General features: G+C 59.5%; 18 protein-coding genes, 2 tRNA genes and 2 pseudogenes. 11 read left to right on the forward strand and 11 right to left on the reverse strand.

All coding sequences use genetic code 11. The features are described from left to right. Nucleotides 1-101 precede the first annotated feature (101 nt). The 5 genes and pseudogenes from HMPREF9720_RS11400 to HMPREF9720_RS16055 all read right to left on the reverse strand — a co-directional run. Nucleotides 102-800 carry an SIR2 family NAD-dependent protein deacylase gene (locus tag HMPREF9720_RS11400; protein WP_009598508.1) on the reverse strand — a complete coding sequence of 233 codons (699 nt, stop codon included), beginning with the start codon at nt 798-800 and terminating at the stop codon, nt 102-104. 3 nt (nt 801-803) lie between these two features. Continuing rightward, nucleotides 804-1,403 (reverse strand): hypothetical protein, encoded by a 600-nt coding sequence (locus HMPREF9720_RS11405; protein WP_039940558.1) that lies wholly within the window; start codon nt 1,401-1,403, stop codon nt 804-806. Then, complete coding sequence (locus tag HMPREF9720_RS11410; RefSeq protein ID WP_254654390.1) at nt 1,400-1,888, reverse strand: hypothetical protein; 489 nt, start codon at nt 1,886-1,888, stop codon at nt 1,400-1,402. Before HMPREF9720_RS11410 ends, HMPREF9720_RS11405 begins: the two co-directional genes overlap by 4 nt. A 395-nt stretch (nt 1,889-2,283) precedes the next feature. Beyond that, nucleotides 2,284-2,463 (reverse strand): annotated as a pseudogene (locus HMPREF9720_RS11415) (hypothetical protein); the annotation flags it as partial. Nucleotides 2,464-2,474: 11 nt separating this feature from the next. Next, nucleotides 2,475-2,780 (reverse strand): annotated as a pseudogene (locus HMPREF9720_RS16055) (SPFH domain-containing protein); the annotation flags it as partial. Nucleotides 2,781-3,380: 600 nt separating this feature from the next. Between HMPREF9720_RS16055 and HMPREF9720_RS11430 the strand changes: the two are divergent. The 6 genes from HMPREF9720_RS11430 (at nt 3,381) to HMPREF9720_RS11455 (ending at nt 12,316) form a co-directional block, all read left to right on the forward strand. Continuing rightward, nucleotides 3,381-4,796 carry a glutamate decarboxylase gene (locus HMPREF9720_RS11430; RefSeq protein ID WP_009598473.1) on the forward strand — a complete coding sequence of 472 codons (1,416 nt, stop codon included), beginning with the start codon at nt 3,381-3,383 and terminating at the stop codon, nt 4,794-4,796. A gap of 793 nt (nt 4,797-5,589) precedes the next feature. Beyond that, on the forward strand, nt 5,590-6,351 hold the full coding sequence (locus HMPREF9720_RS11435; RefSeq protein ID WP_009598502.1) for a DUF1295 domain-containing protein: 762 nt from the start codon (nt 5,590-5,592) through the stop codon (nt 6,349-6,351). 7 nt (nt 6,352-6,358) lie between these two features. After that, the gene (locus HMPREF9720_RS11440) at nt 6,359-7,570 is read left to right on the forward strand and encodes an NADH:flavin oxidoreductase (protein ID WP_009598505.1); all 1,212 of its coding nucleotides are present in this window, start codon (nt 6,359-6,361) and stop codon (nt 7,568-7,570) included. Nucleotides 7,571-7,572: 2 nt separating this feature from the next. Then, a complete protein-coding gene (locus HMPREF9720_RS11445) occupies nt 7,573-8,553 on the forward strand; it encodes an SDR family NAD(P)-dependent oxidoreductase (protein WP_009598519.1) in 981 nt (326 codons plus the stop codon). A 142-nt stretch (nt 8,554-8,695) separates the two neighbouring features. After that, complete coding sequence (locus tag HMPREF9720_RS11450) at nt 8,696-9,322, forward strand: HAD family hydrolase (RefSeq protein WP_009598507.1); 627 nt, start codon at nt 8,696-8,698, stop codon at nt 9,320-9,322. A gap of 486 nt (nt 9,323-9,808) precedes the next feature. Then, nucleotides 9,809-12,316, forward strand: a complete 2,508-nt coding sequence (locus HMPREF9720_RS11455) for a DUF748 domain-containing protein (protein ID WP_175282413.1) — start codon at nt 9,809-9,811, stop codon at nt 12,314-12,316. Nucleotides 12,317-12,683: 367 nt separating this feature from the next. On the opposite strand, the gene HMPREF9720_RS11460 is transcribed toward HMPREF9720_RS11455, so the two are convergent. The 4 genes from HMPREF9720_RS11460 to HMPREF9720_RS11475 form a co-directional block, all read right to left on the reverse strand. Then, nucleotides 12,684-12,758, reverse strand: a tRNA-Pro gene (locus HMPREF9720_RS11460). A gap of 309 nt (nt 12,759-13,067) precedes the next feature. Then, nucleotides 13,068-13,142, reverse strand: a tRNA-Pro gene (locus HMPREF9720_RS11465). A gap of 378 nt (nt 13,143-13,520) precedes the next feature. Then, nucleotides 13,521-14,594, reverse strand: a complete 1,074-nt coding sequence (locus HMPREF9720_RS11470) for a TIGR04133 family radical SAM/SPASM protein (RefSeq protein ID WP_009598510.1) — start codon at nt 14,592-14,594, stop codon at nt 13,521-13,523. Nucleotides 14,595-14,597: 3 nt separating this feature from the next. Further along, nucleotides 14,598-14,930, reverse strand: coding sequence for a hypothetical protein (locus HMPREF9720_RS11475; protein ID WP_009598527.1), 333 nt, complete (start codon nt 14,928-14,930; stop codon nt 14,598-14,600). 143 nt (nt 14,931-15,073) lie between these two features. On the opposite strand from HMPREF9720_RS11475, the gene HMPREF9720_RS11480 reads away from it, so the two are divergent. Continuing rightward, nucleotides 15,074-15,274, forward strand: coding sequence for a cold-shock protein (locus tag HMPREF9720_RS11480; RefSeq protein WP_009598476.1), 201 nt, complete (start codon nt 15,074-15,076; stop codon nt 15,272-15,274). 125 nt (nt 15,275-15,399) lie between these two features. Here the strand turns inward: HMPREF9720_RS11480 and HMPREF9720_RS11485 are convergent, their stop codons facing one another. Further along, nucleotides 15,400-15,810: a DUF4377 domain-containing protein gene (locus tag HMPREF9720_RS11485; protein ID WP_009598472.1), complete on the reverse strand. Its 411-nt coding sequence runs from the start codon at nt 15,808-15,810 to the stop codon at nt 15,400-15,402. Nucleotides 15,811-16,038: 228 nt separating this feature from the next. Between HMPREF9720_RS11485 and HMPREF9720_RS11490 the strand changes: the two genes are divergently transcribed. After that, nucleotides 16,039-17,274, forward strand: a complete 1,236-nt coding sequence (locus tag HMPREF9720_RS11490; protein WP_009598504.1) for a 6-phosphofructokinase — start codon at nt 16,039-16,041, stop codon at nt 17,272-17,274. Nucleotides 17,275-17,759: 485 nt separating this feature from the next. Beyond that, on the forward strand, nt 17,760-18,638 hold the full coding sequence (locus HMPREF9720_RS11495) for a hypothetical protein (RefSeq protein ID WP_009598492.1): 879 nt from the start codon (nt 17,760-17,762) through the stop codon (nt 18,636-18,638). A gap of 310 nt (nt 18,639-18,948) precedes the next feature. Here HMPREF9720_RS11495 and HMPREF9720_RS11500 read toward each other — a convergent pair whose 3' ends face one another. Beyond that, nucleotides 18,949-19,758 (reverse strand): SLOG family protein, encoded by an 810-nt coding sequence (locus HMPREF9720_RS11500; protein WP_039940562.1) that lies wholly within the window; start codon nt 19,756-19,758, stop codon nt 18,949-18,951. 69 nt (nt 19,759-19,827) lie between these two features. On the opposite strand from HMPREF9720_RS11500, the gene HMPREF9720_RS11505 reads away from it, so the two are divergent. Together HMPREF9720_RS11505 and HMPREF9720_RS11510 are read left to right on the forward strand one after the other, a co-directional pair. Then, nucleotides 19,828-20,040, forward strand: coding sequence for a YtxH domain-containing protein (locus HMPREF9720_RS11505; RefSeq protein WP_014776316.1), 213 nt, complete (start codon nt 19,828-19,830; stop codon nt 20,038-20,040). Nucleotides 20,041-20,053: 13 nt separating this feature from the next. Next, nucleotides 20,054-20,383, forward strand: coding sequence for a hypothetical protein (locus tag HMPREF9720_RS11510; protein WP_009598539.1), 330 nt, complete (start codon nt 20,054-20,056; stop codon nt 20,381-20,383). Nucleotides 20,384-20,531 lie beyond the last annotated feature (148 nt).

The raw sequence follows: 20,531 nt of genomic DNA on the forward strand, positions 1-20,531 counted from the left end.
GCCGCGCGAACTGCGGATTGCGGAAACTTCTGGGAGAAATACGAACAAAAAAGAGGGTGTCTGCCGCAGTGCAGACACCCTCTTTCGTAGCAACACCCTATCTATCCGGCATAGCGTTCCCGTAGCAGGGCGGCCAGTTCGGGCATGCCTTCGGCAGCGCGTTTGCGGATCAGGGTCAGCGGATTGCGGATGCCCGCCGTATCGGGATTGCCGGGATCGACGACGTAAATCGGAATGTCGGGCCGCACGTAACGCACCAGCGACGCCGCAGGATAGACCGCCAGCGAAGTGCCCACGACGACCATGATATCCGCCGTCTGCGCGATCTCCGCCGCACGTTCGAACATCGGCACCGACTCGCCGAAAAAGACGATATGCGGCCGCAGCAGCGACCCGTCGGGAGCCGTGGCGTCGAGCCGCTGCTCCCACCCTTCGATCGGGACGATCAGCCCGGAATCGCGCGACGAACGCAGGCGAATCAGCTCGCCGTGCAGATGCGTCACCCGCGACGATCCGGCGCGCTCGTGGAGGTTATCGACGTTCTGTGTCAGCACCTCGACCTCGAAATCCCGCTCCAGCTCCGCGATGGCCCGATGCCCGGCGTTCGGCTCGGCGGCAAGCATCTCGCGGCGGCGTTTGTTGTAAAATTCGATCACGGTGGCGCGGTTGTGCGCCAAGGCTTCGGGCGTGCAGACATCCTCGATACGGTAGTCGGCCCACAGGCCGTCCGAATCGCGGAACGTGGCAAGGCCGCTGTCGGCGCTCACCCCGGCGCCCGTAAAAACGACTATTCTTTTCATAAACTAAAACTTTAGGTAACCCAATCTACTCCCCAATGCGGCAACCAATATCAACAGGACGAATCCGACCGCTTTCGTAACGCCGACGGCCACGCCTTCGGTCACAATATCGTACGCCAGCATCGCCGCCAGCACACAAAAAGCGATCCCCAGCGCGGCTTTCGACAACAGGGATTTCCGCCGGGCGGGTTCGGTGCCGTCCGCGGACGCAGTGCGGCCGCAGGATTCCGGATGCGCAGCGGATTCGCCGAACCTTTCAGCGCCGGCACGACCGGCGGATTCGCTGCACCTTGCGACCCCGGCTGGCATGGCGGCTCCGGCATTCGCGGCGGAGTCAATACGCCCGGCAGGTGCGGCATGGATGCCGGCTCCGGCACATCTGCGGGATTGCGCACACACGGCAGTCCCACGGGATTCGTTGCGCCTGCCGGTACGCCGCTCCTTGGGCGTCCATGCCGAGAGCAATGCGGGCAGGCCGAACAGCAGGGAACTTACCGCCGCATGCAGCGGCGACTGCCCCACCCACAAAAAATTGAGCGGGAACATCACCAGCGCGACCGCAAACACCGAAGCAATCGCATAAAACCATCTCCGGAGTCTCATCGCCCACCTCCTTCCGCCGCGGCACGGGCGCAAAGCATGTCGCGTCTTCGGCGTTCGGCTTTCAGCTTCCAAAGGCGCATTTCAGCCTCGGCGCGCAAACGCCGCCAGCGCAGCAGGCAGACGACGCATGCGACGAGCGCAGCGACACCCAATCCCAGCGTGGCGCGGGTCAACTCCTTCTCGCCGGAGACTCCCCAGAAAAAGAACGGCGGCAAAATGACAATCCAGACCACCGAAAGCGACAACAGCACCAGCCCCGCATCGCGCCACCGCCGGCGCGGACGACGGCGGCGGTAATCGAGCGCCATTTCGCCGAGGGTGAGGGCGGCGCCCAGCGCCAGCACACCCCAATAGACCCAGCGGGGCAGCCAGTCGGGCCGAAGCAGGAGAAAAAAGACCAGCAGTCCGCCCACGACCTGCAAACCGGAGACAATCCGCCCATACCGCCGACCGGACATATTCCGTCCCGGACGTAAACCGGACACACCCAGAACCGGACGTAAACCGGACACGCTCCGAACCGGACGCAAAGCGGAAATGCCCTGCCCCGGACGCAAAGCGGACACACCCCGACCCGGACGCACACCGGACACGCTCCAAACCGGACGCAAAGCGGAAATGCCCTGCCCCGGACGCAAACCGGACACACCCCGCCCCGGACGCACACCGGACACGCTCCGAACCGGACACAAAGCGGACATGCCCCCGTCTGATTGCGAGCCACGGAGTTTTCCACACAATCCTATTCGATTTTTGCTCAATAGATTGCACATATCAATTAGCGTATCGGTTAAATATCGTCGGGATAATCGCTCCGGGGCGGAACCGGGGGTTTTGCAGAAGCGGCATCGCCCGACGGAAGCCCCGTCGAATCGCCGGACTCCGGTCCGGCGGGACGGGGCTTTTTCAGGCGGCCGCTGCGGCGCAGGGCGTCGGCGATGATCCACTGCAGCTGCCCGTTGATCGAGCGGAACTCGTCGGCCGCCCACCCTTCGAGCGCCTCCATGGTCGCGGCGTCGATGCGAAGTACGAAACTCTTGTTATTGTTCTCTTTAGCCATCGGCAGTTAAATCAATGGTGAAGGGTTCCGGCATTGACTACCGGCTGCGCGGCTTCGTCGGCGCAGAGCACGACGAGCAGGTTGGTGACCATCGCCGCCTTGCGCTCCTCGTCCAGTTCGACGATATGTTCGTTGCCCAGACGCTCCAAGGCCATGTGAACCATCGACACGGCGCCCTCGACGATCTTTTCGCGGGCCGAAATGATGGCGTCGGCCTGCTGGCGGCGCAGCATCACGGCGGCGATTTCGGGGGCATAGGCCAGATAGTTGACGCGGGCATCGTTGGGTTCCAGCAGCATAAAGCCCGCCATGCAGATCAGCATGCAGAGACACCAGACCGAGCCGATCACGACCGGCCCGACGCCGAACGCCAGCCCTGCGTCGATACGCTGCGCGCCGAACACGATCGCGCACACACCCAGCGCCAACCCGACGAAGATCAGCGTCAAAGCCAGAAAACCATTGCATTTCCAGCCCTTGTAGACAAAATTTCCATTCTCCATATCCGTAAGTTTTAGGTGATATTATTTTGATATCACAAATATATCGAATTTTTCCGGGATTCCAAATATTCCCCCGCTTTTTTCAGGGGGGGGGGGCGGGATCGGAAGGCAAACAAGCAGAAACGGAAACGGAAACGGGAACAGGACGGGACAGGACGGGACAACGGGACGGGACAGGACGGGACGGGACAGGACGGAATGATGCAAAAAAATCAACCGTTCGGAGCCGAAAACGGCATCACCCGCGGGAGGTTGGTCCGGCAGCAGGTTGAGTACAAAGCGGAAAGGGGCTTGCGGGCCGCAGACGGAGGTTTTCAGGCAAAAAAAGCACGCCGGATTTCAGGTCCGGGCAACCTCACCACGGCACGGTTCATGCAAGGTCGTATGCTCGTAAACCAAAAATAAATTTACGTTATGAATCAGCAAAGACACACCAACGAGGACACGCTGACCGATATTTTCGGTTCGGAAGAGATGCGCAATCCCGCGCCCACGGAGTTTATCCCCAAAGGCAAGACATCGCCCGAAATCGCCTACCAGTTAGTCAAGGACGAAACCTATCCGCAGACGCAGCCGCGGCTCAATCTGGCGACGTTCGTGACGACCTACATGGATGATTACGCCACGCGCCTGATGAACGAGGCGATCAACGTCAACTATATCGACGAGACGGAGTATCCGCGTGTCGCGGTGATGTGCGGCCGCTGTCTGAATATCGTCGCCAATCTGTGGAACACCCCCGAAAAGGCCGAGTGGAAGACCGGAGCGCTGGGCATCGGTTCGTCGGAAGCCTGCATGCTGGGCGGCGTGGCCGCATGGCTGCGCTGGCGCAACCGCCGCAAGGCCGCAGGCAAACCTTTCGACAAGCCGAATCTGGTGATGAGCGCCGGATTTCAGGTCGTATGGGAGAAATTCTGCCAGTTGTGGCAGATCGAACTGCGCACCGTGCCCCTGACGCTGGATCACATCACGCTCGATCCCAAGCAGGCGCTGGAGATGTGCGATGAAAACACGATCTGCATCGTGCCCATAGCCGGTGTGACGTGGACGGGTCTGGACGACGACATCGAGGGGCTGGACAAGGCGCTCGACGAGTACAACGCCAAGACGGGGTATGAGATTCCGATCCACGTGGACGCCGCGTCGGGCGGTTTCATCCTGCCGTTCCTCAAACCCGAAAAGAAGTGGGACTTCCGCCTCAAATGGGTGCTGTCGATCTCCACGTCGGGCCACAAATACGGTCTGGTATATCCGGGCCTTGGCTGGGTGGTCTGGAAGGACAAGAAGTATCTGCCCGACGAAATGTCGTTCTCGGTCAATTACCTCGGCGCCAACATCACGCAGGTGGGTCTGAACTTCTCGCGTCCCGCGGCGCAGATTCTGGGCCAGTACTACAACTTCATCCGGCTGGGATTCGAGGGCTACAAGGAGATTCAGCAGAACTCGATGGACGTCGCCAAGTACTGCCACCAGCAGATCGGCACGATGAAGTGCTTCAAGAACTACTCGAAAGAGGTCGTCAATCCGCTCTTCATCTGGATGATGGATCCCGAATACGACAAGAAGGCCAAATGGACGCTCTTCGACCTGCAGGCCAAACTGCAGCAGAGCGGCTGGATGGTTCCCGCGTACACCATGCCCAAGAACATCGAGAACGTGGTCGTGATGCGCATCGTGGTACGTCAGGGCATGTCGCGCGACATGGCCGACATGCTGATGGGCGACATCCGCAACGCCGTCGCAGAGTTCGAACAGCTCGAATACCCCACTACGTCGCGCATCAAGTACGACAACATGGAGCACCAGAAGGGCAAGGTATTCACGCACTAGAATCGGGGATTCGGACCGGCGGTCCGGGGTTCGCCCCGGACTTCCGGCCGGTTTCCGGACCGGCATTACAGCCGGAAGGCGGAAAGACTCCCATTTATTGAGGTTCAGTCAACGGCGGGACGCCGCCGGCTGGCCGCCGCTTCCGGCACCCCTGCTTCGGCAGGGGTTTTTATCCCGGTGCGCCGACACGCCCCGGAGTCTGTCGCAAAGATTGCGGAAAAGGTCGATCCAGCCCGTTCCGCGGCAGGCGAGACCGGGGTTTCGGCTACCACATCAAACTCCCGTGCGCCCTGAGGCGGCGCTTTCTCGCAGGCAGCTCGTTTTCACGGTTCTGCGCCCCGTCACGGCGGTCGAAAGAGCACACTTCCGGCTTCGGTCCGATTTCGGGGGATCGGCGGGCACGACCGCGACACGCACACTTTCCGGGCGCCACGGGAACTTGACAGGCGGCTTCCGCATACAGCGGCGACCGCCTTTTTTTATCAGGCCTCTTGCAATATTTCAAGCCGCGAAAAAGAGACGGGCGAAATGCAGCCCCCTTACCCTGAAAAACACCGAGGAAAACCGTTGCGGGACAAGAAAGACTGCAGAGAGAAAAAAAAGAACCGCCGAAAAACGAGAAAACCGGCAGGTGAGAAGGCAGAGCCGTCATGGGCCGCGAAAAGAGTGCAAAAAAAAGCAGGAGGAAACCCGTTTCCCAACTGTCAAAAAGAACAAAAACGGCCCTTTCGGGGACTTGTCGGAGCGGGAAAGTTTTATTATCTTTATGTCGTTTTACCGAAACCGTTCCGATATGGCCCAAACATTCGATATATTCCTGATCGTCATGGCGCTGCTGGCCTTGGTGGTCTTCGCTGCCCTGCATTTTTTTGAAGCCGGATACGGCTATCTCTTCAACCCCAAATACGGGCCGCCCGTGCCCAACAAGATCGGCTGGGTGCTGATGGAGTCGCCCGTATTCGTGGCGATGTGCGTGCTGTGGCTGCTCTCCGAAAGGACGTGGGAAGCCGGGCCGCTGACGCTCTTCGCGCTCTTTCAGGCCCACTACCTGCAACGGGCGTTCATCTTTCCGCTGCTCATGCGCGGCGCGTCGAAAATGCCGCTCGGCATCGTCGTGATGGGCATGTGCTTCAACACGCTCAACGCCCTGATGCAGGGCGGGTGGATCTTCTACGTCTCGCCCGAAGGCTACTACGCCGACTGGTTCGCGCAACCTTATATTTATATCGGCGGGGCGATGTTCCTCGCGGGAATGGCCGTGAATCTCCATTCGGACCACATCATCCGCAACCTGCGCCGGCCGGGCGACACGCGCCACTACATTCCGCGCGGCGGCATGTTCCGCTACGTCTCGTCGGCCAACTACTTCGGCGAACTGCTCGAATGGACGGGCTTCGCCGTGGCTTCGTGGTCGTGGGCCGGAGCGGTGTTCGCGTGGTGGACCTTCGCCAACCTCGCGCCCCGCGCCGCATCGCTCAACAAACGCTACGCCAAGGAGTTCGGCGACGAATTCACGTCGCTCGGACGCAAAAAAATCATACCTTTCATTTACTGACCCTATCATGTCATCGCTTTTCACCCCCTATAAGTTAGGCCCCGTAACGCTGCGCAACCGCACGATACGCTCGGCGGCGTTCGAGTCGATGGGCCGCCATTTCGGCCCGACGCAGCAGTTGAAGGAGTACCACGTATCGGTGGCCCGCGGCGGCGTGGGCATGACCACGCTGGCCTATGCGGCGGTCTGCCGCAGCGGGCTTTCGTTCGACAAGCAGCTGTGGCTGCGGCCCGAAATCGTGCCGGGGCTGCGCGACATCACCGACGCCGTGCACCGCGAAGGCGCGGCGGCGGGAATTCAGATCGGCCACTGCGGCAACATGACCCACCTGACCACGGCGGGGCAGATTCCGATCGGCGCGTCCACGGGCTTCAACCTCTACGCCTACACGCCGGTCCGGGGTATGCGGGCCGGCGAGATCGAGCAGGTGGCCCGCGACTTCGGGCGGGCCGTCCATACGGCCCACGACGCGGGATTCGACTCGGTGGAGGTACACGCCGGGCACGGCTACCTGATTTCGCAGTTCCTTTCGCCCTACACCAACCGCCGCCGCGACGAGTACGGCGGATCGCTCGAAAACCGCATGCGCTTCATGCGGATGTGTCTGGAGGAGGTCATGGAAGCCGCGGCGCAGACCGGGACGGCCGTGCTGGTGAAGCATAACATGTACGACGGATTCAAGGGCGGCATCGAAATCCCCGAAAGTCTCGAAATCGCCCGCGAGATCGAGCGTTTCGGTGTGGACGGCATCGTGCTGTCGGGCGGATTCGTGTCGAAGGCCCCGATGGCCGTGATGCGGGGGCTGATTCCGATCTACACGATGAGCTACTACTCGCCGCTGTGGCTGCGTTACTTCATCCGCTGGTGCGGGCCGTGGATGATCCGGCAGTTCCCGTTCGAGGAGTGCTATTTTCTGGAGGACGCCAAGAAGTTCCGCGCCGAGCTGAAGTGCCCGCTGGTCTATGTGGGCGGGCTGGTGAGCCGCGAAGGCATTGACAGAGCGCTGGACGCGGGATTCGAACTGGTGCAGATGGCGCGGGCGCTGGTCAACGACCCTGCGTTCGTCAACAAGCTTCGGGAGGGCGACGCCGCGACCCGCAGCGAGTGCGACCACCGCAACTACTGCATCGCGCGCATGTACTCGGTGGACATGAAGTGCTGCAAGCACTGCGGCGACCTGCCGCGCAAAATCCGCGAAGAGCTGGCAAAACTGCCGTAAACATGGAACATAAGAACGACACAAACCCGATGGACAAGCAATCGGGACATATGCCCGGCGAAGGCGCGCCGGGCACCCGCGCCGTGCAAGAGACGACGGGAACGGCACCGGGCATCCGCACCGGGCAGGAGACGGCACGGCATTCCCGGCGGATGAAGCGCGGCGAAGTCCGGCCGGGAAGCGCATGGGCGCTGGTGACGGGAGCCGGATCGGGCATCGGACGCTGTTACGCCCTGCGGCTGGCGGCGCTGGGCTACCGGCTGGTGATCGTCGGCAACAACGCCGCGCCGCTCGAAGCCGTGGCCGGAGAGATACGCCGTGCGGCGGGGGCGAACGCTTCCGCATCCTTTCCCGAAGTCCGGGTCATGCCGATGGACCTCGCGCGGGTCGGGGCAGCACAGGAGTTGCACGACCGGACAGCGGCCGAAGGGATCGAAATCGACGTGGTGATAAACAACGCGGGCATCTTCTCGTTCTGCGACATCCTGACGACGCCCGCCGAGCGTATCGAACGCATCATCCTGCTGCACGACCTGACCGTCTCGCAGCTATGCCGTCTCTACGCCGCCGACATGGTTCGCCGCGGGGTGCGGGGGCACATTCTCAACATGTCCTCCTACTCGTTGTGGATGCCGTTTCCGGGACTGGCGCTGTACAGCGCGTCGAAGGCTTACATGCGGTCGTTCTCGGTGGCTTTCGCCAAGGAGGTGCGCGACCGCGGCATCCGCGTCACGGCGGTTTGTCCGGCAGGCGTGGCGACCGACCTTTACGGGCTGACGCCCCGCTGGCAGCGCATCGGCAAACGGCTCGGCGTGCTTATCACGCCCGACAACTGCGCGCGGCGGGGACTGCGGGCTTTGTGGCGGGGCCGCCGCTGCATCGTGCCCGACTGGTGGAACCGGGCATGGATTCCCCTTTGCAAAGCGTTGCCGATGTGGGTGCTGCGGCCGATCCGCAGGTTCACGATGCGATTCCAGAAATAACACGGCCCGCGGTCTGCCACGATCGGAAGCCGAGCGGTAGTCGCAACGACGGACTAAACGGCTGGCGGAATAGCAGATGCAACGGCCGGCAAAACGGCGGCCGTAACGGCAGGCCGTGCAAGAACAAAAATCACAACAGCTTATGAATGAGATTAAAAACGTAATATTCGACCTTGGCGGCGTCCTCGTGGACCTCGACATCGAGCGCTGCACCGCCGCGTTCCGCGCATTGGACATGCCCCGTGTCGCCGACCTTATCAATCCCTACTATCCCGCCGAGATGATCGGCCGGCTGGAGCGGGGCGACATTTCGTTCCGCGAAGCCTGCGACGAGATGCGCCGGCTGGACGGGCGGCCCGAAGTGACCGATTCCGAGATCGCGGCGGCATACAGCGCATTTCTGGTGGGGATTCCGGTCGCCAAACTGCGGCAGATCATGCGTTTGCGCGAGGCGGGCGTCCGCACCTATGTGCTTTCGAACAACAATCCGGCGGCGATGGTCGCCATCCGCGGCGCGTTTACGGCCGACGGGCATACGATGGACGACTATTTCGACAAGATATACCTTTCGTACGAACTGCACGAACTGAAGCCTTCGGAGGCGATTTTCCGCAAGGTGATCGCCGACAGCGGCGTGATCCCCTCCGAAACGCTCTTCATCGACGACGGCCGGAAGAACGTTGACGCCGCGCAGGCGCTGGGCTTCGCCGTCTACATGCCCGCGCCGGGAGAGGATTTCGGGCATCTGTTCGAGGAGATAACGCGTTGAGGGATTGCGGGGAGGAGCCGCGGAGCCGAACCGCAGGGCCGAAACCGCACGCGGCAATAACCGTTGACAGAAACCGCACGGCCGGAATTTCTATTGCAAGTTCCGGAATGCGGACCGCAAAACCCACAACCGGAGTTCCGACGCGAATTCCCGAACGCGATCGCAAAACCCATGGCCGGATTCAGGCGGAGGTTCCGAAGCCGCCCGGAAGCATACGACAGGGAGCCGGCAACATTCTGACAGCGTTCAGACAGTATTCGGGCGGCATTCCGACAACGGTCTGACAGCGGTCCGACAACATGCTAACAGCTCTCCGACAGCGTTCGGGTCGGCTTCCGAACGCCCGGACGTAAGATGAAAGGCTTCGCGGAAGATCCGCGGAACCCGGAATAGCGGGAATAAACCGCAGACCGAAAAAAAACGATACGACACAAGGCGGCTGCGGAGGATTTCCCGGTGCCGCACTGACCACAAACAGAACGAACCCTGAAGAAATGGATTAAAATTACGCTGATCGCCGCGGCCGTCTTGGCCGTGCTGATCGTCATAGCTGCGATCGCCGTTTCGCCCGTAGCCAAGAACTACATCGAGAAACACGACCGCGAACTGATCGGCCGCTCGATCCGCATGGAGCGGCTGCGGATGAACATTTTCACCGGACGCCTGCGCATCGAAGGACTCCGCATCGGCGGAAGCGAAGATTCGACGACGTTTTTCCGACTGGACAGCTTCGAGATGCGCATGCGGCTATGGCCGCTGCTGGGAAACCGTGTGCTCGTGAAAAAAATCTCGTTCGCAGGTCCCGACGTGAAGATCTACCAGCGGGGCAACGCCTTCAGTTTCGATGACATCACAGCCCGCTTCGCGGGCGACACGACAGCCGTCGCCGCAACGCCCGAAAAAACCTCGAAGCCGTGGGAAATCGGGATTTACGACATCTCGATCCGCAACGGCAGGGTCTTTTACAAGGACCTCGCGCTCGATGCCGAGTGGGGCATGAACGACCTGAACCTGCATATTCCGGGCGTCTATTTCTCCGGCGAGAAAACCGACGTCGGGGCCGTGCTCAACTTCGCCGAGGGCGGTTCGCTCTCGACCGACGTGGGCTACAACATCGAAAGCTCGGAATTCGACATCGGAATCCGGCTGCAGGATTTCGCACTGGCGGGCACGCTGCCCTATTTCCGGCAGTCGCTCGACGTCACGGCCGTGGACGGCCGCCTGTCGGCCGACAGCCGCCTGCGCGGCAATACGCAACATCTGCTTTCGCTCACGACCGAGGGTACGGCTTCGCTGGCGGGCTTCGCCCTGCGCGACCGGCAGCAGCGGCCCGTGGCGGGCGTCGATACGCTGGGCGTAAAACTCGCCGAGGGCGATCTGGGCAAAATGCGCTTCGTCTTCGACCGCATCTACGTTTCGGGACTCTCGGCGCTGTTCGAAATGACGCCCGAAGGTAATAATCTCGCCGCTCTGATGAAATCCCCGGCGGCAGAAACCGCTTCGCCGACCACCGTTTCCGCCTCTGCGGCAACGAATCCCGCTCCGGAAGCAGCCCCCGCTCCGGCAGCTGAAATCACGACGTCTGCCGTGCCTGCCCCGACTGCTGCGAATCCCGCCCCGGCGGCTGAAATCACGACGTCCGACACTGCGGGAAGCGCGACGCCGAGTCCGACGCTCCGGATCGCCGACCTCGAAATCACGAACGGCCGCGTCACGGTGCGCGACCTGACGATGCACCGCCCGTTCGAATATACCGTCTCGGAAATCCGCATGCGCAGCCGCGATTTCGCCCCCTCGAAGCGCAACAGCATGACCGTCGATGCGCGGATGCAGAAGACCGGCTCGGCGAAGCTGCGCTGGGAAGGGACGCTCGACGACATGAACAACCAGAACATCACGCTTTGGCTCACCAACCTCGACCTGCGCGACTTCGGTCCCTACTGCGAACATTACACGGCCTATCCGCTGACCAAGGGCAACCTCACGTTCCGCAGCCAGAACGTAATCCGCAACCGCTACCTCGACGGCACCAACCACCTCGACATGTTCGAACCGAAGGTGGACAAAAAACGCAGGGAGATCAAGGCCGAGATGAATATTCCGCTCAAACAGGGGCTATACGTCCTGAAAGACAAGAAAGGCCATGTGAAGATGAACCTTCCGGTCAAGGGGAGTCTCGATTCGCCGGAGTTCTCCTACCGCAAGATCGTGCTGAAGGCGATCGGCAACGTACTGCTGAAAGTCGTGACGGCGCCCTTCTCGTTCCTGTCGGGCAACAAGGAGAACCTCGAATACATCAATATCGACCCGCTGCAATACGTCTTCACGTCGGAGCAGTACGCTTCGCTGGACAAGATCGCGCAGGCGTTGCAGGACAAGCCCGAAATGCACATCGTCCTGACGCAGCGCGTCAACATGCGCCGCGCCCTGCCCCGGCAGGCGGCCGGCGCGCTCCGGATGGCCTATGCCGAGCATCTGAAGAGCGCCGACACGACCGGCCGCCAGCCGATGTCGATGCTCGAATACGAAAAGATCCAGCAGACCGACATCCGCACTCCGGCGATCATGGCCTTTGCCGATTCGCTGCTCGCCCAGCGGGGAATTTCGCCGCAGGGACTTTCGGCCGACGACAAGGCGCTGGCGCTCTACCGCGAAAAAGCCGCCGGACAGTTGGCCCGCATGATGGCCGCACGCAACAAGGCGCTGACCGACTACATGCAGTCCACGCACGGCGCGACGGCTCCGGCGTTCCGGGTGCAGACGATGGATTCGCTGGCGTTGCCGAATTACGCGGGCCGCGACCGTTACACGATCGCCCTCGAAGTGGACGGCGAGACCGTGAAGGTCGAAGCGGACGACGGCAACGCGGGAGCAGGAACTGACGCAGGGGCTGGTACAGATGCGGGGACGGAGGCCGAGACAGATGCAAGGACAAATACGGAATCGGATACCGAGACGAATGCAGGAACGCATGCAGGAACAGATACAGAGTAGGATGCCGGGGCGGATACAGAACTGAATACAGAATCGGATGCCGTGACGGATGCAGGATATCGCCGGGAATGTTCAGGCGGATTCGACACATGGCCGCATCCGCCCCGGCAGAGAAGCGGCGGGAACCGGCAAGGCAACGGATACGGCGACGGACACAAATCCCATTGCGGTCGCACGGGACGGAGCCTTCGGAAAAAGCTGCGGAAGCAGCCGGTTCGACAGGCGACGCAACTCCGCCTGCGGCCGGAGCCGATGCGTATATTCCGGCCGAATAGAGAGCGAAAACGGGCCCCCGGCCGATAAAGAGCGGGATATATGCAGAAAAGGTTTAAAATGAGATTCCTCATTCTAAACCTTTTACAATTTGTCGGGGAGACTGGATTCGAACCAGCGACCTCCAACTCCCGAAGCTGGCGCGCTAACCGGACTGCGCTACACCCCGAACATTTGGGACCCTTATCATTTTAAGAGCGCACAAAGATAAGTCGAAAATCTGAAAAGACAAAATTATTTCCGCAAAATTATGCGCTTCTTTTATCTTCCGCCCTGCTTAGGCCCTTTCCGATCCGATCGTACCTGCTTCCCGTTTCCTCGCACGACTTCCGACAGACTGTAACTTCCGGCCCCAGACCGCGCTTGGTGTCCGATTGCCGTTTTTGTGTGAAATTTGCCTGAAAACGGCGTTGTTTCAGAACTTTACAGAAACAAAAAAAGTCACTGCAAATATTAATTCACAGCAACTTTCTTCATGTCGGGGTGGCGGGATTCGAACCCACGACCCCCTGCTCCCAAAGCAGGTGCGCTAACCGGACTGCGCTACACCCCGTCGTTCCCGGCCCTGAAACCCGTGATTGGCCTTACATCGGCCCCGCAGGGCTTTTCGTGTCAATCCCGGACTCTTCCGGCCGGGGGAACCGTCACGATTCCGGGATGCAAAGATAGCGGCTTTTTTCTTTCCGGCAAACTTTTGTCCCAAAATCGGTCTTGCAGGCGGTTCGTGGAATCATCGCTCCGAACGGCTTAATTTCAGACTCACGCGAAGACAATAAGCGGCTATCCGACGCCGGAAGTGTTGCCGCAGTGCAGTTAGTCGGCAAAAACCGGAACCAAAAGCAGGCTTTGAGCACCTTTCACGACAGATGTGGGGCAAAGAGCGTGTAACGATTCGCAGCAGCATATCAATGATAATTCCGATACGGCGTAACTACAGTCGGTGATAGTGGCAGTACAACAGTTCGCCGTCGTCGCCGCGGAGGTGCATGCCGCCGCCCAGACAGTAACGGAACATCTTGCAGTCGGCGCATGCGCCGCGCCGCGCCCAATCGCGGTTGCGGAAGGGTTCGAAGCGGTTTTGCCACACGTCCCAGAATTTATCCCGGTAGATGTTGCCCTGATGGAAGTTGGCACGGATCGACGTGCAGCCCGAAATGGCGCCGTCGACACGGATCGAAGCCACCGAGACTCCGGCGGCGCATTGGTAGAAGTAATCGCGGACTTCGGTCTCGTAGTCCCCAAGGAAGCCTTCGCAGGCATAGCTGGTCCCGATCCTGCCCTCTTTGCGGGTGCGGCGGATAAATTCCAGCATTTCGCGGAACTGCGCGTCGGTCATGCGCAGCGACGGATCGTTCTTGGCCCGGCCCATGGGGAAAATCGAAAAGAGCCGCCAATGTGCAACGCCCTCGGCAATCAGCATGTCGCGGAACGCTTCGAGCTGCGGCACCATGGCGCCCGTGACGCAGGTCACCACGTCGTAGGTCAGCGAGGGTTCGCGGACGATCATGCGCAGGGCCGCCAGCGCGCGGTCGTAACTGCGGGAATTGCCGCGGATATGGTTGTGTTCGCGTTCGAAGCCGTCGAGACTGACCGAAACGCTGCGCAGTCCGGCGTCGAGCAGGCTTCGCAAGCGCGCTTCGGTCAGGGCCATGCCGTTGGTGACCATGCCCCACGCATAGCCGCGGCGGGTGACTTCGGCTCCGGCACGCTCCAGATCGTCACGCACCAGCACCTCGCCGCCCGAAAAGATAATCAGCACCTCGGAGGGATCGACATGGGGCGTGATCTCCTCGTCGAGCACCTTCAGGAAGTCTTCGAGCGGCATGTCGGGCACACCGGGGTCCACGCGGCAGTCGCTGCCGCAGTGACGGCACGAAAGGTTGCAGCGCAGCGTACACTCCCAGAAGAGCGTCGTGAGCCGGTGCTCGGCGACCGTCGAAGCGTAGAGATCGGAAAAGATATTGAGGGCCAGCCGTTTGCGCAGGCCCGGACGGCGGCGCGCCATGGATTATTTCTCAGGAGCCTTGGCGCCCTTCTTCGTGTCCATGACGGGCGTATCCTCGGTCGGTTTCTCCGCAACGGGATCCAGCTCCTCCGGTTCGGCGGACTGCACCTTCGCATCGGGAATATGCACGCCCGTAGCAGGTCCGGCCTGTCCCGGAGGACGCACGCCGTACATGACGACAATGCGGGGCGGCACCTTCACCGAGTCCTGAACCTCCTGCGATCCGGTCTCCTGCTTCTGTTCCTCTGCGCCCTTCGCCGGAGCGTTTTTGACCGTCGAGCAGGCAGTCGAAAAGCCAAGCAGCGCAGCCAGAGCGAGTTTCAGTTTTTTATTCATATCGCATCGTCATTAAGGTCATTGTTACAGAGCAAAGATAAAAAAATTTCGACCGAACCTGAAAAAAACATGCCAAAAAGTTTTGAAAGCCAGTGATTTTTACTTTACTTTGCCCTGTACAAACTATTTAATTTTCAATTTTTATGACAGGTAAGGTAAAATGGTTCGATAGCAAAAAAGGCTACGGATTCATTACGGGAGAGAACGGCAAAGAGATTTTCGTTCACTTCTCCGGTATCGTAACGGACGGATTCAAGTCGCTCAACGAAGGTCAGGCAGTCGAATTCGAAGTCGGCAGCGGCGCCAAAGGCGATCAGGCTGTGAACGTTACGGTAATTGAGTAAGCCCCACGGCATTCTCTAAATTCAGGGAATAAGAGCAACAGAAACTCAGCATATTCATCAGTACTGAATTTTATGTATTCAACGGTGTTCGGATCGTGTCCGAACACCGTTTTTCATTCCTCTCCTCACCGAAGATAGGATTCGGGAACACCTTCGGAATCCTTTTGCGTCTTTGAAACGACCTTTTTCAATTCGTATACATATGCGCCTGCATCCTGAGGAGGACCGGCCAGTGTCAGTCTCCGGACTTTGACTACGTATTCATATCCCTCCTCATAGATTTCATCGAAGCCCCGGATCGGATCATGCGAATACCACAACCGCCAGTCCGGACTCTCCTCTTTGTAAATATAGACAGGCAGCCCCTGCAACCAATCATAGTCGTCGTCGGCAGCAGCGGGCTTGACGGAAGCGATGGTGAGCGTGACAGTTTTTTCCGACTTGTATTTATCATCCAGCTTATCGCAGCCGGCAGTCATTTCCCCGGCAAAAATCAGGAAGAGCGTCACGCACAATGGCAGTAAATGTTTTTTCATAAGCAAAAATTTTTAAATGTGAGAGTTAGACGCAATATGGTTATGCAATATAGATAAAAAATATCGATTTGCAAATCGCAGGATGCTCCTATTTATTCCGTAAAGACATTACACGGCCCGCATCGGTCAATCGAAACGGCTTTTTTTGCCCGTTTGAAAAAATAATCGTACTTTTGGGCGTCAATTTTAGGTTAATTCAGGTTCAAACATAAAAACCCAAACACAACCATGAAAGAAGCAATCGCAATTCTGACTGGCGGCGGACCCGCGCCCGGTATGAATACCGTCGTGGGCAGCGTCGCAAAGACCTTCCTCCGCAAAGGTTACCGCGTAATCGGCCTGCACGAAGGCTACACGGGACTATTCAACCCCTCGCCCCGAACCGTGGACATCGACTATCCCATGGCCGACGGTATCTTCAATCAGGGAGGTTCGTTCCTGCAGATGAGCCGTTTCAAACCCAAGGATTCGGATTTCGAAAACAACTTCAACCTCAAGTTCTTCACCGACAACAACATCAAACTGCTCGTGACGGTCGGCGGCGACGACACGGCTTCGACCGCGAACCGCATCGCCAAGTTCTTGGAGGCCAAGAAATACCCCATCGCCAACATCCACGTCCCGAAGACCATCGACAACGACCTGCCCCTGCCGAAAGGCACGCCGACGTTCGGTTACGAGTCGGCCAAGGACAAGGGCGCCGTCATCGCCCGCGCCGTCTATGTAGACGCCCGCACGAGCGGCAACTGGTTCGTACTGGCTGCCATGGGCCGCAGCGCCGGCCACTTGGCATTCGGCATCGGCGAGGCTTGCCACTACCCGATGATCGTCATTCCCGAAATGTTCGACAAGACGGAAATCACCGTCGAGAAGATCGTGAACCTCGTGATTTCGTCGATCATCAAACGCAAGATCATGGGCATGGACTACGGAGCTGCCGTTATCTCGGAAGGCGTATTCCACGCGCTGAGCGACGAGGAGATCCGCAAGAGCGGCATCCACTTCACCTATGACGAGCACGGACACCCCGAACTGGGCAAGGTATCGAAGGCGCACATCTTCAACGAGATGATCGAGAAGAAGGTGAAGGAGCTGGGCATCAAGGTCAAGAGCCGCCCCGTGGAGCTGGGTTACGAGATCCGCTGCCAGACCCCGATCGCATACGACCTGACGTACTGCTCGGAGCTGGGTATCGGCGTGCACAAGCTCTTCGCCGAAGGCAAGACCGGCTGCATGGTTTACGTGGATTCGGAAGGCAACGTAAGTCCGCTCTACCTCAAGGACCTGCAGGATCCCACGACGGGCAAGATTCCGCCCCGTCTGGTGGACATCAAGTCGGACAAGTTCTCGTCGGTGGTGGAGACCATCCTCAACGCCATCACGCCCGCGGATTACGAGGCTGCCAAGCAGTATGTCCCCAATCCGGAGGAGTACGATTTCCACAAGATCCTCAACTGGAAATAATCCTTTCCGAAACAGGATTTCAGCAAATCCCCGGAAGCGCGGCTTCCGGGGATTTTTCATGCAGGCCGGGAAAGAGAGCTGGCGGCAAGGACGGAAAGGCCGGACGGTTGAGGGCAGAAGTACCGGGACAGCGGCGGAAGGACCGGAGCGGCGACGGAAGAAGGGCCGGGACGGCGACGGAAGAAAAACCGAGCGGCGACGGAAGAAAAGCCAAAGAAGGAGGAACGGAAGAAGACGGCAACGACAAAAGGACGGACGGCGATGACAGCAAGACCCGCCGGCGACGGCAGAGAAGCCAAAGAAGGAGGAATGGAGGAAGACGGCAACGACAAAAGAACGGACGGTGATCGCAGGAAAACCGAGCGGAGACGGCAGAAGGGCCGGGACGGTTGAGGGCGGTGATTTTCCAACTTTTTCAGGCGGAAAAGGAAAAATACCCGTATCTTTGCCGCATTAGATCCCTAACCTTAAAAATACCTTTATCCATGGAGACACCGGAAAACAAAAACGATGTGTTCGAACCGATGCCGGAAGAGGCTGCCGCACAGGTTACGGCGGAAAACTCTGCGGACGGCAACCGGTCGCAGAAGATGGCCGAAGCAAAGAAGAACCTGCTTGCAGGAGCGCTTTGGTGCGTCGGCGGACTGGCTTTCAGTTTCTTATCCTACTATTTCGCGACAGCCGGGGGCCGGTATGTAGTCGCAACGGGCGCCATTATCTGGGGCGCGATTCAGGCGATCAAAGGTCTCGTTGTCATCCTGAAAATCCAGCATCAGGAGGGACGTTTCACGGCATTCTGGCGCACGGCGGCGCTGGCGGCATGTTCGCTCGCGGCACTGCTCTATCTGGGACAGTTGTCGGTGCGGCTGGCCGGCGGCGAAGAGATGCAGGTGGTGGATACCGAACAAATCTACACGGGTGCGCAGGGAATCAAGGCGAAGATTCCCGCCGGATACACCCTGCTCGAAGAAACCGTGCAGCCCGAAACGGACGAAACCTACGCCTACTACGGTTTCGACACCTACAACGACCGGATAGGTTACAGTCTGGGCAAGGTCGTGGATATGATTCCGGAGGAGATCACGTCCGTCGATGAGATTTCGGACCACTGCGCACAACGCGATTCGGCCTTCTACACGGGCGGATTCATCGCGCCGACGCAGCGCACCGAAATCGGCGGCCGCGAAATGTTGTGCAGCGAAGGATACATAACGGAGAATCCGGAGTTGGTTTACGCCGTTTACGACATGCTTTACGAAGGATCGCTCGTTACGGCGACATTCAGGTACGGGAAAAAGGATTACGGCAAGCGGGAAACCCGCCTGCGGATCGAAAGCCTGCTGAAAGGCATCGAGTTGGAATAACTGCGCGGATACTGCGAAAACGGATAAGGACGGCACTTGCATGCCGTCCTTTTTTATTAGAGGAAGCGGAAGGCAATGCGGGAAAGACCATCGGGAAAGCGTATGGCGACGGCGAGAGTACGGGCGGCAACTGCAGAAAGGCCGAGCGGCGATGAAAGGAAAGGCCGGGGAGGGCTACGGCAGCAGAAAGGAAGAAGACAACAGCAAAAGGCCGGACAGCGAGGGCAGAAAAGTCGAACGGTGACAGCAGAAAGTACAGGCCGGAACACCGCCGCCGTACAGTGCGTTTCCTCCGCGGGTCGGGAGAGTATCAGAACAGCGTAGGTTCGGCCTGCCGGAGTGCGGCGGGATGCGGATGGAGATTGATGAATTCGAGACCCCGGCCCAAAGCGCGGCGAACGGTGTAGTGTGTGCCGCCGGGGGAACCGTCGTACCACGCGACCAGCAGTGCGGCGTGCTCTACAAGGTAGTTGTTACGCACGGCATAACACCCTGCATGATAGGACGGGGAGAGTGTCACGCTATGGTCGGCGGCAGCCAGCACACGCCGGAAGCGTTCGCGGTCGGCAGCCGGGAAGCGGCTCTCCTGTCCCCGGAAAGGAATTACGGCGACCAGCCGCAAACCGGGCATCGGCGTGTGCGGAGAGTGCGGTTCCGGAAAAAAGGCCGAAACGGAATCCACAGCAGGAGAAAAGGCCGATGCAGGAGGGACAGCAGCAGAAGCCGCAACGGAGGGAAAGGCGGCAGCGGAAGCCGCGGCAGGAGAAAAGACCGATGCGGGAGGGACAGCAGCAGAAGCCGCAACGGAGGGAAAGGCGGCAGCGGAAGCCGCGGCGGGAGAAAGGACCGATGCGGGAGGGACAGCAGCAGAAGCCGCGGCGGAGGGAAAGGCGGCAGCGGAAGCCGCGGCGGGAGAAAGGGCCGATGCGGTTTGGGAATCGCGGCACGCGAGGACCGCCTCGGCGGCGGCGAGGTCGAAACCCATGGCCATGCCGCAGAGGAAGGTCCGGAAGCCGCGGGCGTACAACTCCCCCACCGTCGCGCGCAGAGCCGTAGCGGCTTGGCCCCCGTAAGTGCGGTGGCCGGTAAAAGCGACGGTGGTCAGGCGGTCTTCGGTCATACATTCAAAGGTAGCGTTTTGGCCCGGACTTTGCAAGATTTCCTGCTGAATTTAAAACTTTATACGAATATGAAACATTCTGCAAATTGTCTCGCTTCCTTTCTGGGCGGCGCTCTGGTAGGAGCCGTCGTCGCCATGCTCGTAACCCCCAAATCGGGACCCGAATTCCGTGAGGACATCCGCGATATGGCTAAAAAAGGCACCCGCAAGCTGAAAAATGAAATTGACAAAATTCATTGCGACTGCAACGGTCTTGACTGCGATTGCGACAAGGACGAATAAACGGGACCGCCCCATGAAAGATAGCCCGTCACCAACCGGAAACATCGTCACATCGCTGATCTTTTTCGGTGTGACGGCTGCCATTGCGATCATCCTCTTCATCGATGCGTTCGTCATGTGGCTCGCGTCGCTGACCGGGTCCGTCGCAGTCGCAGCACTCATTACCGGAGGTTTCTTCGCCGTAATCGCAGCCGTGGTCTATCTGCTGGCCGTGCGTTCGGCCCTGAACTACGTCCGGGACCGGATCGAAACGGTCTACGAGGTCGCTTCCCGGATCAAGGAGGGGTATGACTGGTTATCCGACAAGTTTTCGTTCCTTTCGTTCCTCAGAAGATCCAGATAAGGTAGGAAAAAAACGCCGGTGCAAGGGATTGCACCGGCGTTTTTTCGTGACTGGACGGCAACCTTACAGATAGCAAGTCCGCGTGGACATATACTTTCGTACAGCTACCCCGGACACGCAGGTAAAGTTCGAAAGAGGACACCGGAAG

This window comes from Alistipes sp. HGB5 (genome assembly GCF_000183485.2).
GTDB classification, from domain to species: Bacteria; Bacteroidota; Bacteroidia; order Bacteroidales; family Rikenellaceae; genus Alistipes; species Alistipes finegoldii.

Coding starts and splice junctions, on each gene's coding strand:
- HMPREF9720_RS11400 (WP_009598508.1), bottom strand. CDS start 800: ATGAAAAGAATAGTCGTTTTTACGGGCGCCGGGGTGAGCGCCGACAGC.
- HMPREF9720_RS11405 (WP_039940558.1), bottom strand. CDS start 1,403: ATGAGACTCCGGAGATGGTTTTATGCGATTGCTTCGGTGTTTGCGGTC.
- HMPREF9720_RS11430 (WP_009598473.1), top strand. CDS start 3,381: ATGAATCAGCAAAGACACACCAACGAGGACACGCTGACCGATATTTTC.
- HMPREF9720_RS11435 (WP_009598502.1), top strand. CDS start 5,590: ATGGCCCAAACATTCGATATATTCCTGATCGTCATGGCGCTGCTGGCC.
- HMPREF9720_RS11440 (WP_009598505.1), top strand. CDS start 6,359: ATGTCATCGCTTTTCACCCCCTATAAGTTAGGCCCCGTAACGCTGCGC.
- HMPREF9720_RS11445 (WP_009598519.1), top strand. CDS start 7,573: ATGGAACATAAGAACGACACAAACCCGATGGACAAGCAATCGGGACAT.
- HMPREF9720_RS11450 (WP_009598507.1), top strand. CDS start 8,696: ATGAATGAGATTAAAAACGTAATATTCGACCTTGGCGGCGTCCTCGTG.
- HMPREF9720_RS11470 (WP_009598510.1), bottom strand. CDS start 14,594: ATGGCGCGCCGCCGTCCGGGCCTGCGCAAACGGCTGGCCCTCAATATC.
- HMPREF9720_RS11475 (WP_009598527.1), bottom strand. CDS start 14,930: ATGAATAAAAAACTGAAACTCGCTCTGGCTGCGCTGCTTGGCTTTTCG.
- HMPREF9720_RS11480 (WP_009598476.1), top strand. CDS start 15,074: ATGACAGGTAAGGTAAAATGGTTCGATAGCAAAAAAGGCTACGGATTC.
- HMPREF9720_RS11485 (WP_009598472.1), bottom strand. CDS start 15,810: ATGAAAAAACATTTACTGCCATTGTGCGTGACGCTCTTCCTGATTTTT.
- HMPREF9720_RS11490 (WP_009598504.1), top strand. CDS start 16,039: ATGAAAGAAGCAATCGCAATTCTGACTGGCGGCGGACCCGCGCCCGGT.
- HMPREF9720_RS11495 (WP_009598492.1), top strand. CDS start 17,760: ATGGAGACACCGGAAAACAAAAACGATGTGTTCGAACCGATGCCGGAA.
- HMPREF9720_RS11500 (WP_039940562.1), bottom strand. CDS start 19,758: ATGACCGAAGACCGCCTGACCACCGTCGCTTTTACCGGCCACCGCACT.
- HMPREF9720_RS11505 (WP_014776316.1), top strand. CDS start 19,828: ATGAAACATTCTGCAAATTGTCTCGCTTCCTTTCTGGGCGGCGCTCTG.
- HMPREF9720_RS11510 (WP_009598539.1), top strand. CDS start 20,054: ATGAAAGATAGCCCGTCACCAACCGGAAACATCGTCACATCGCTGATC.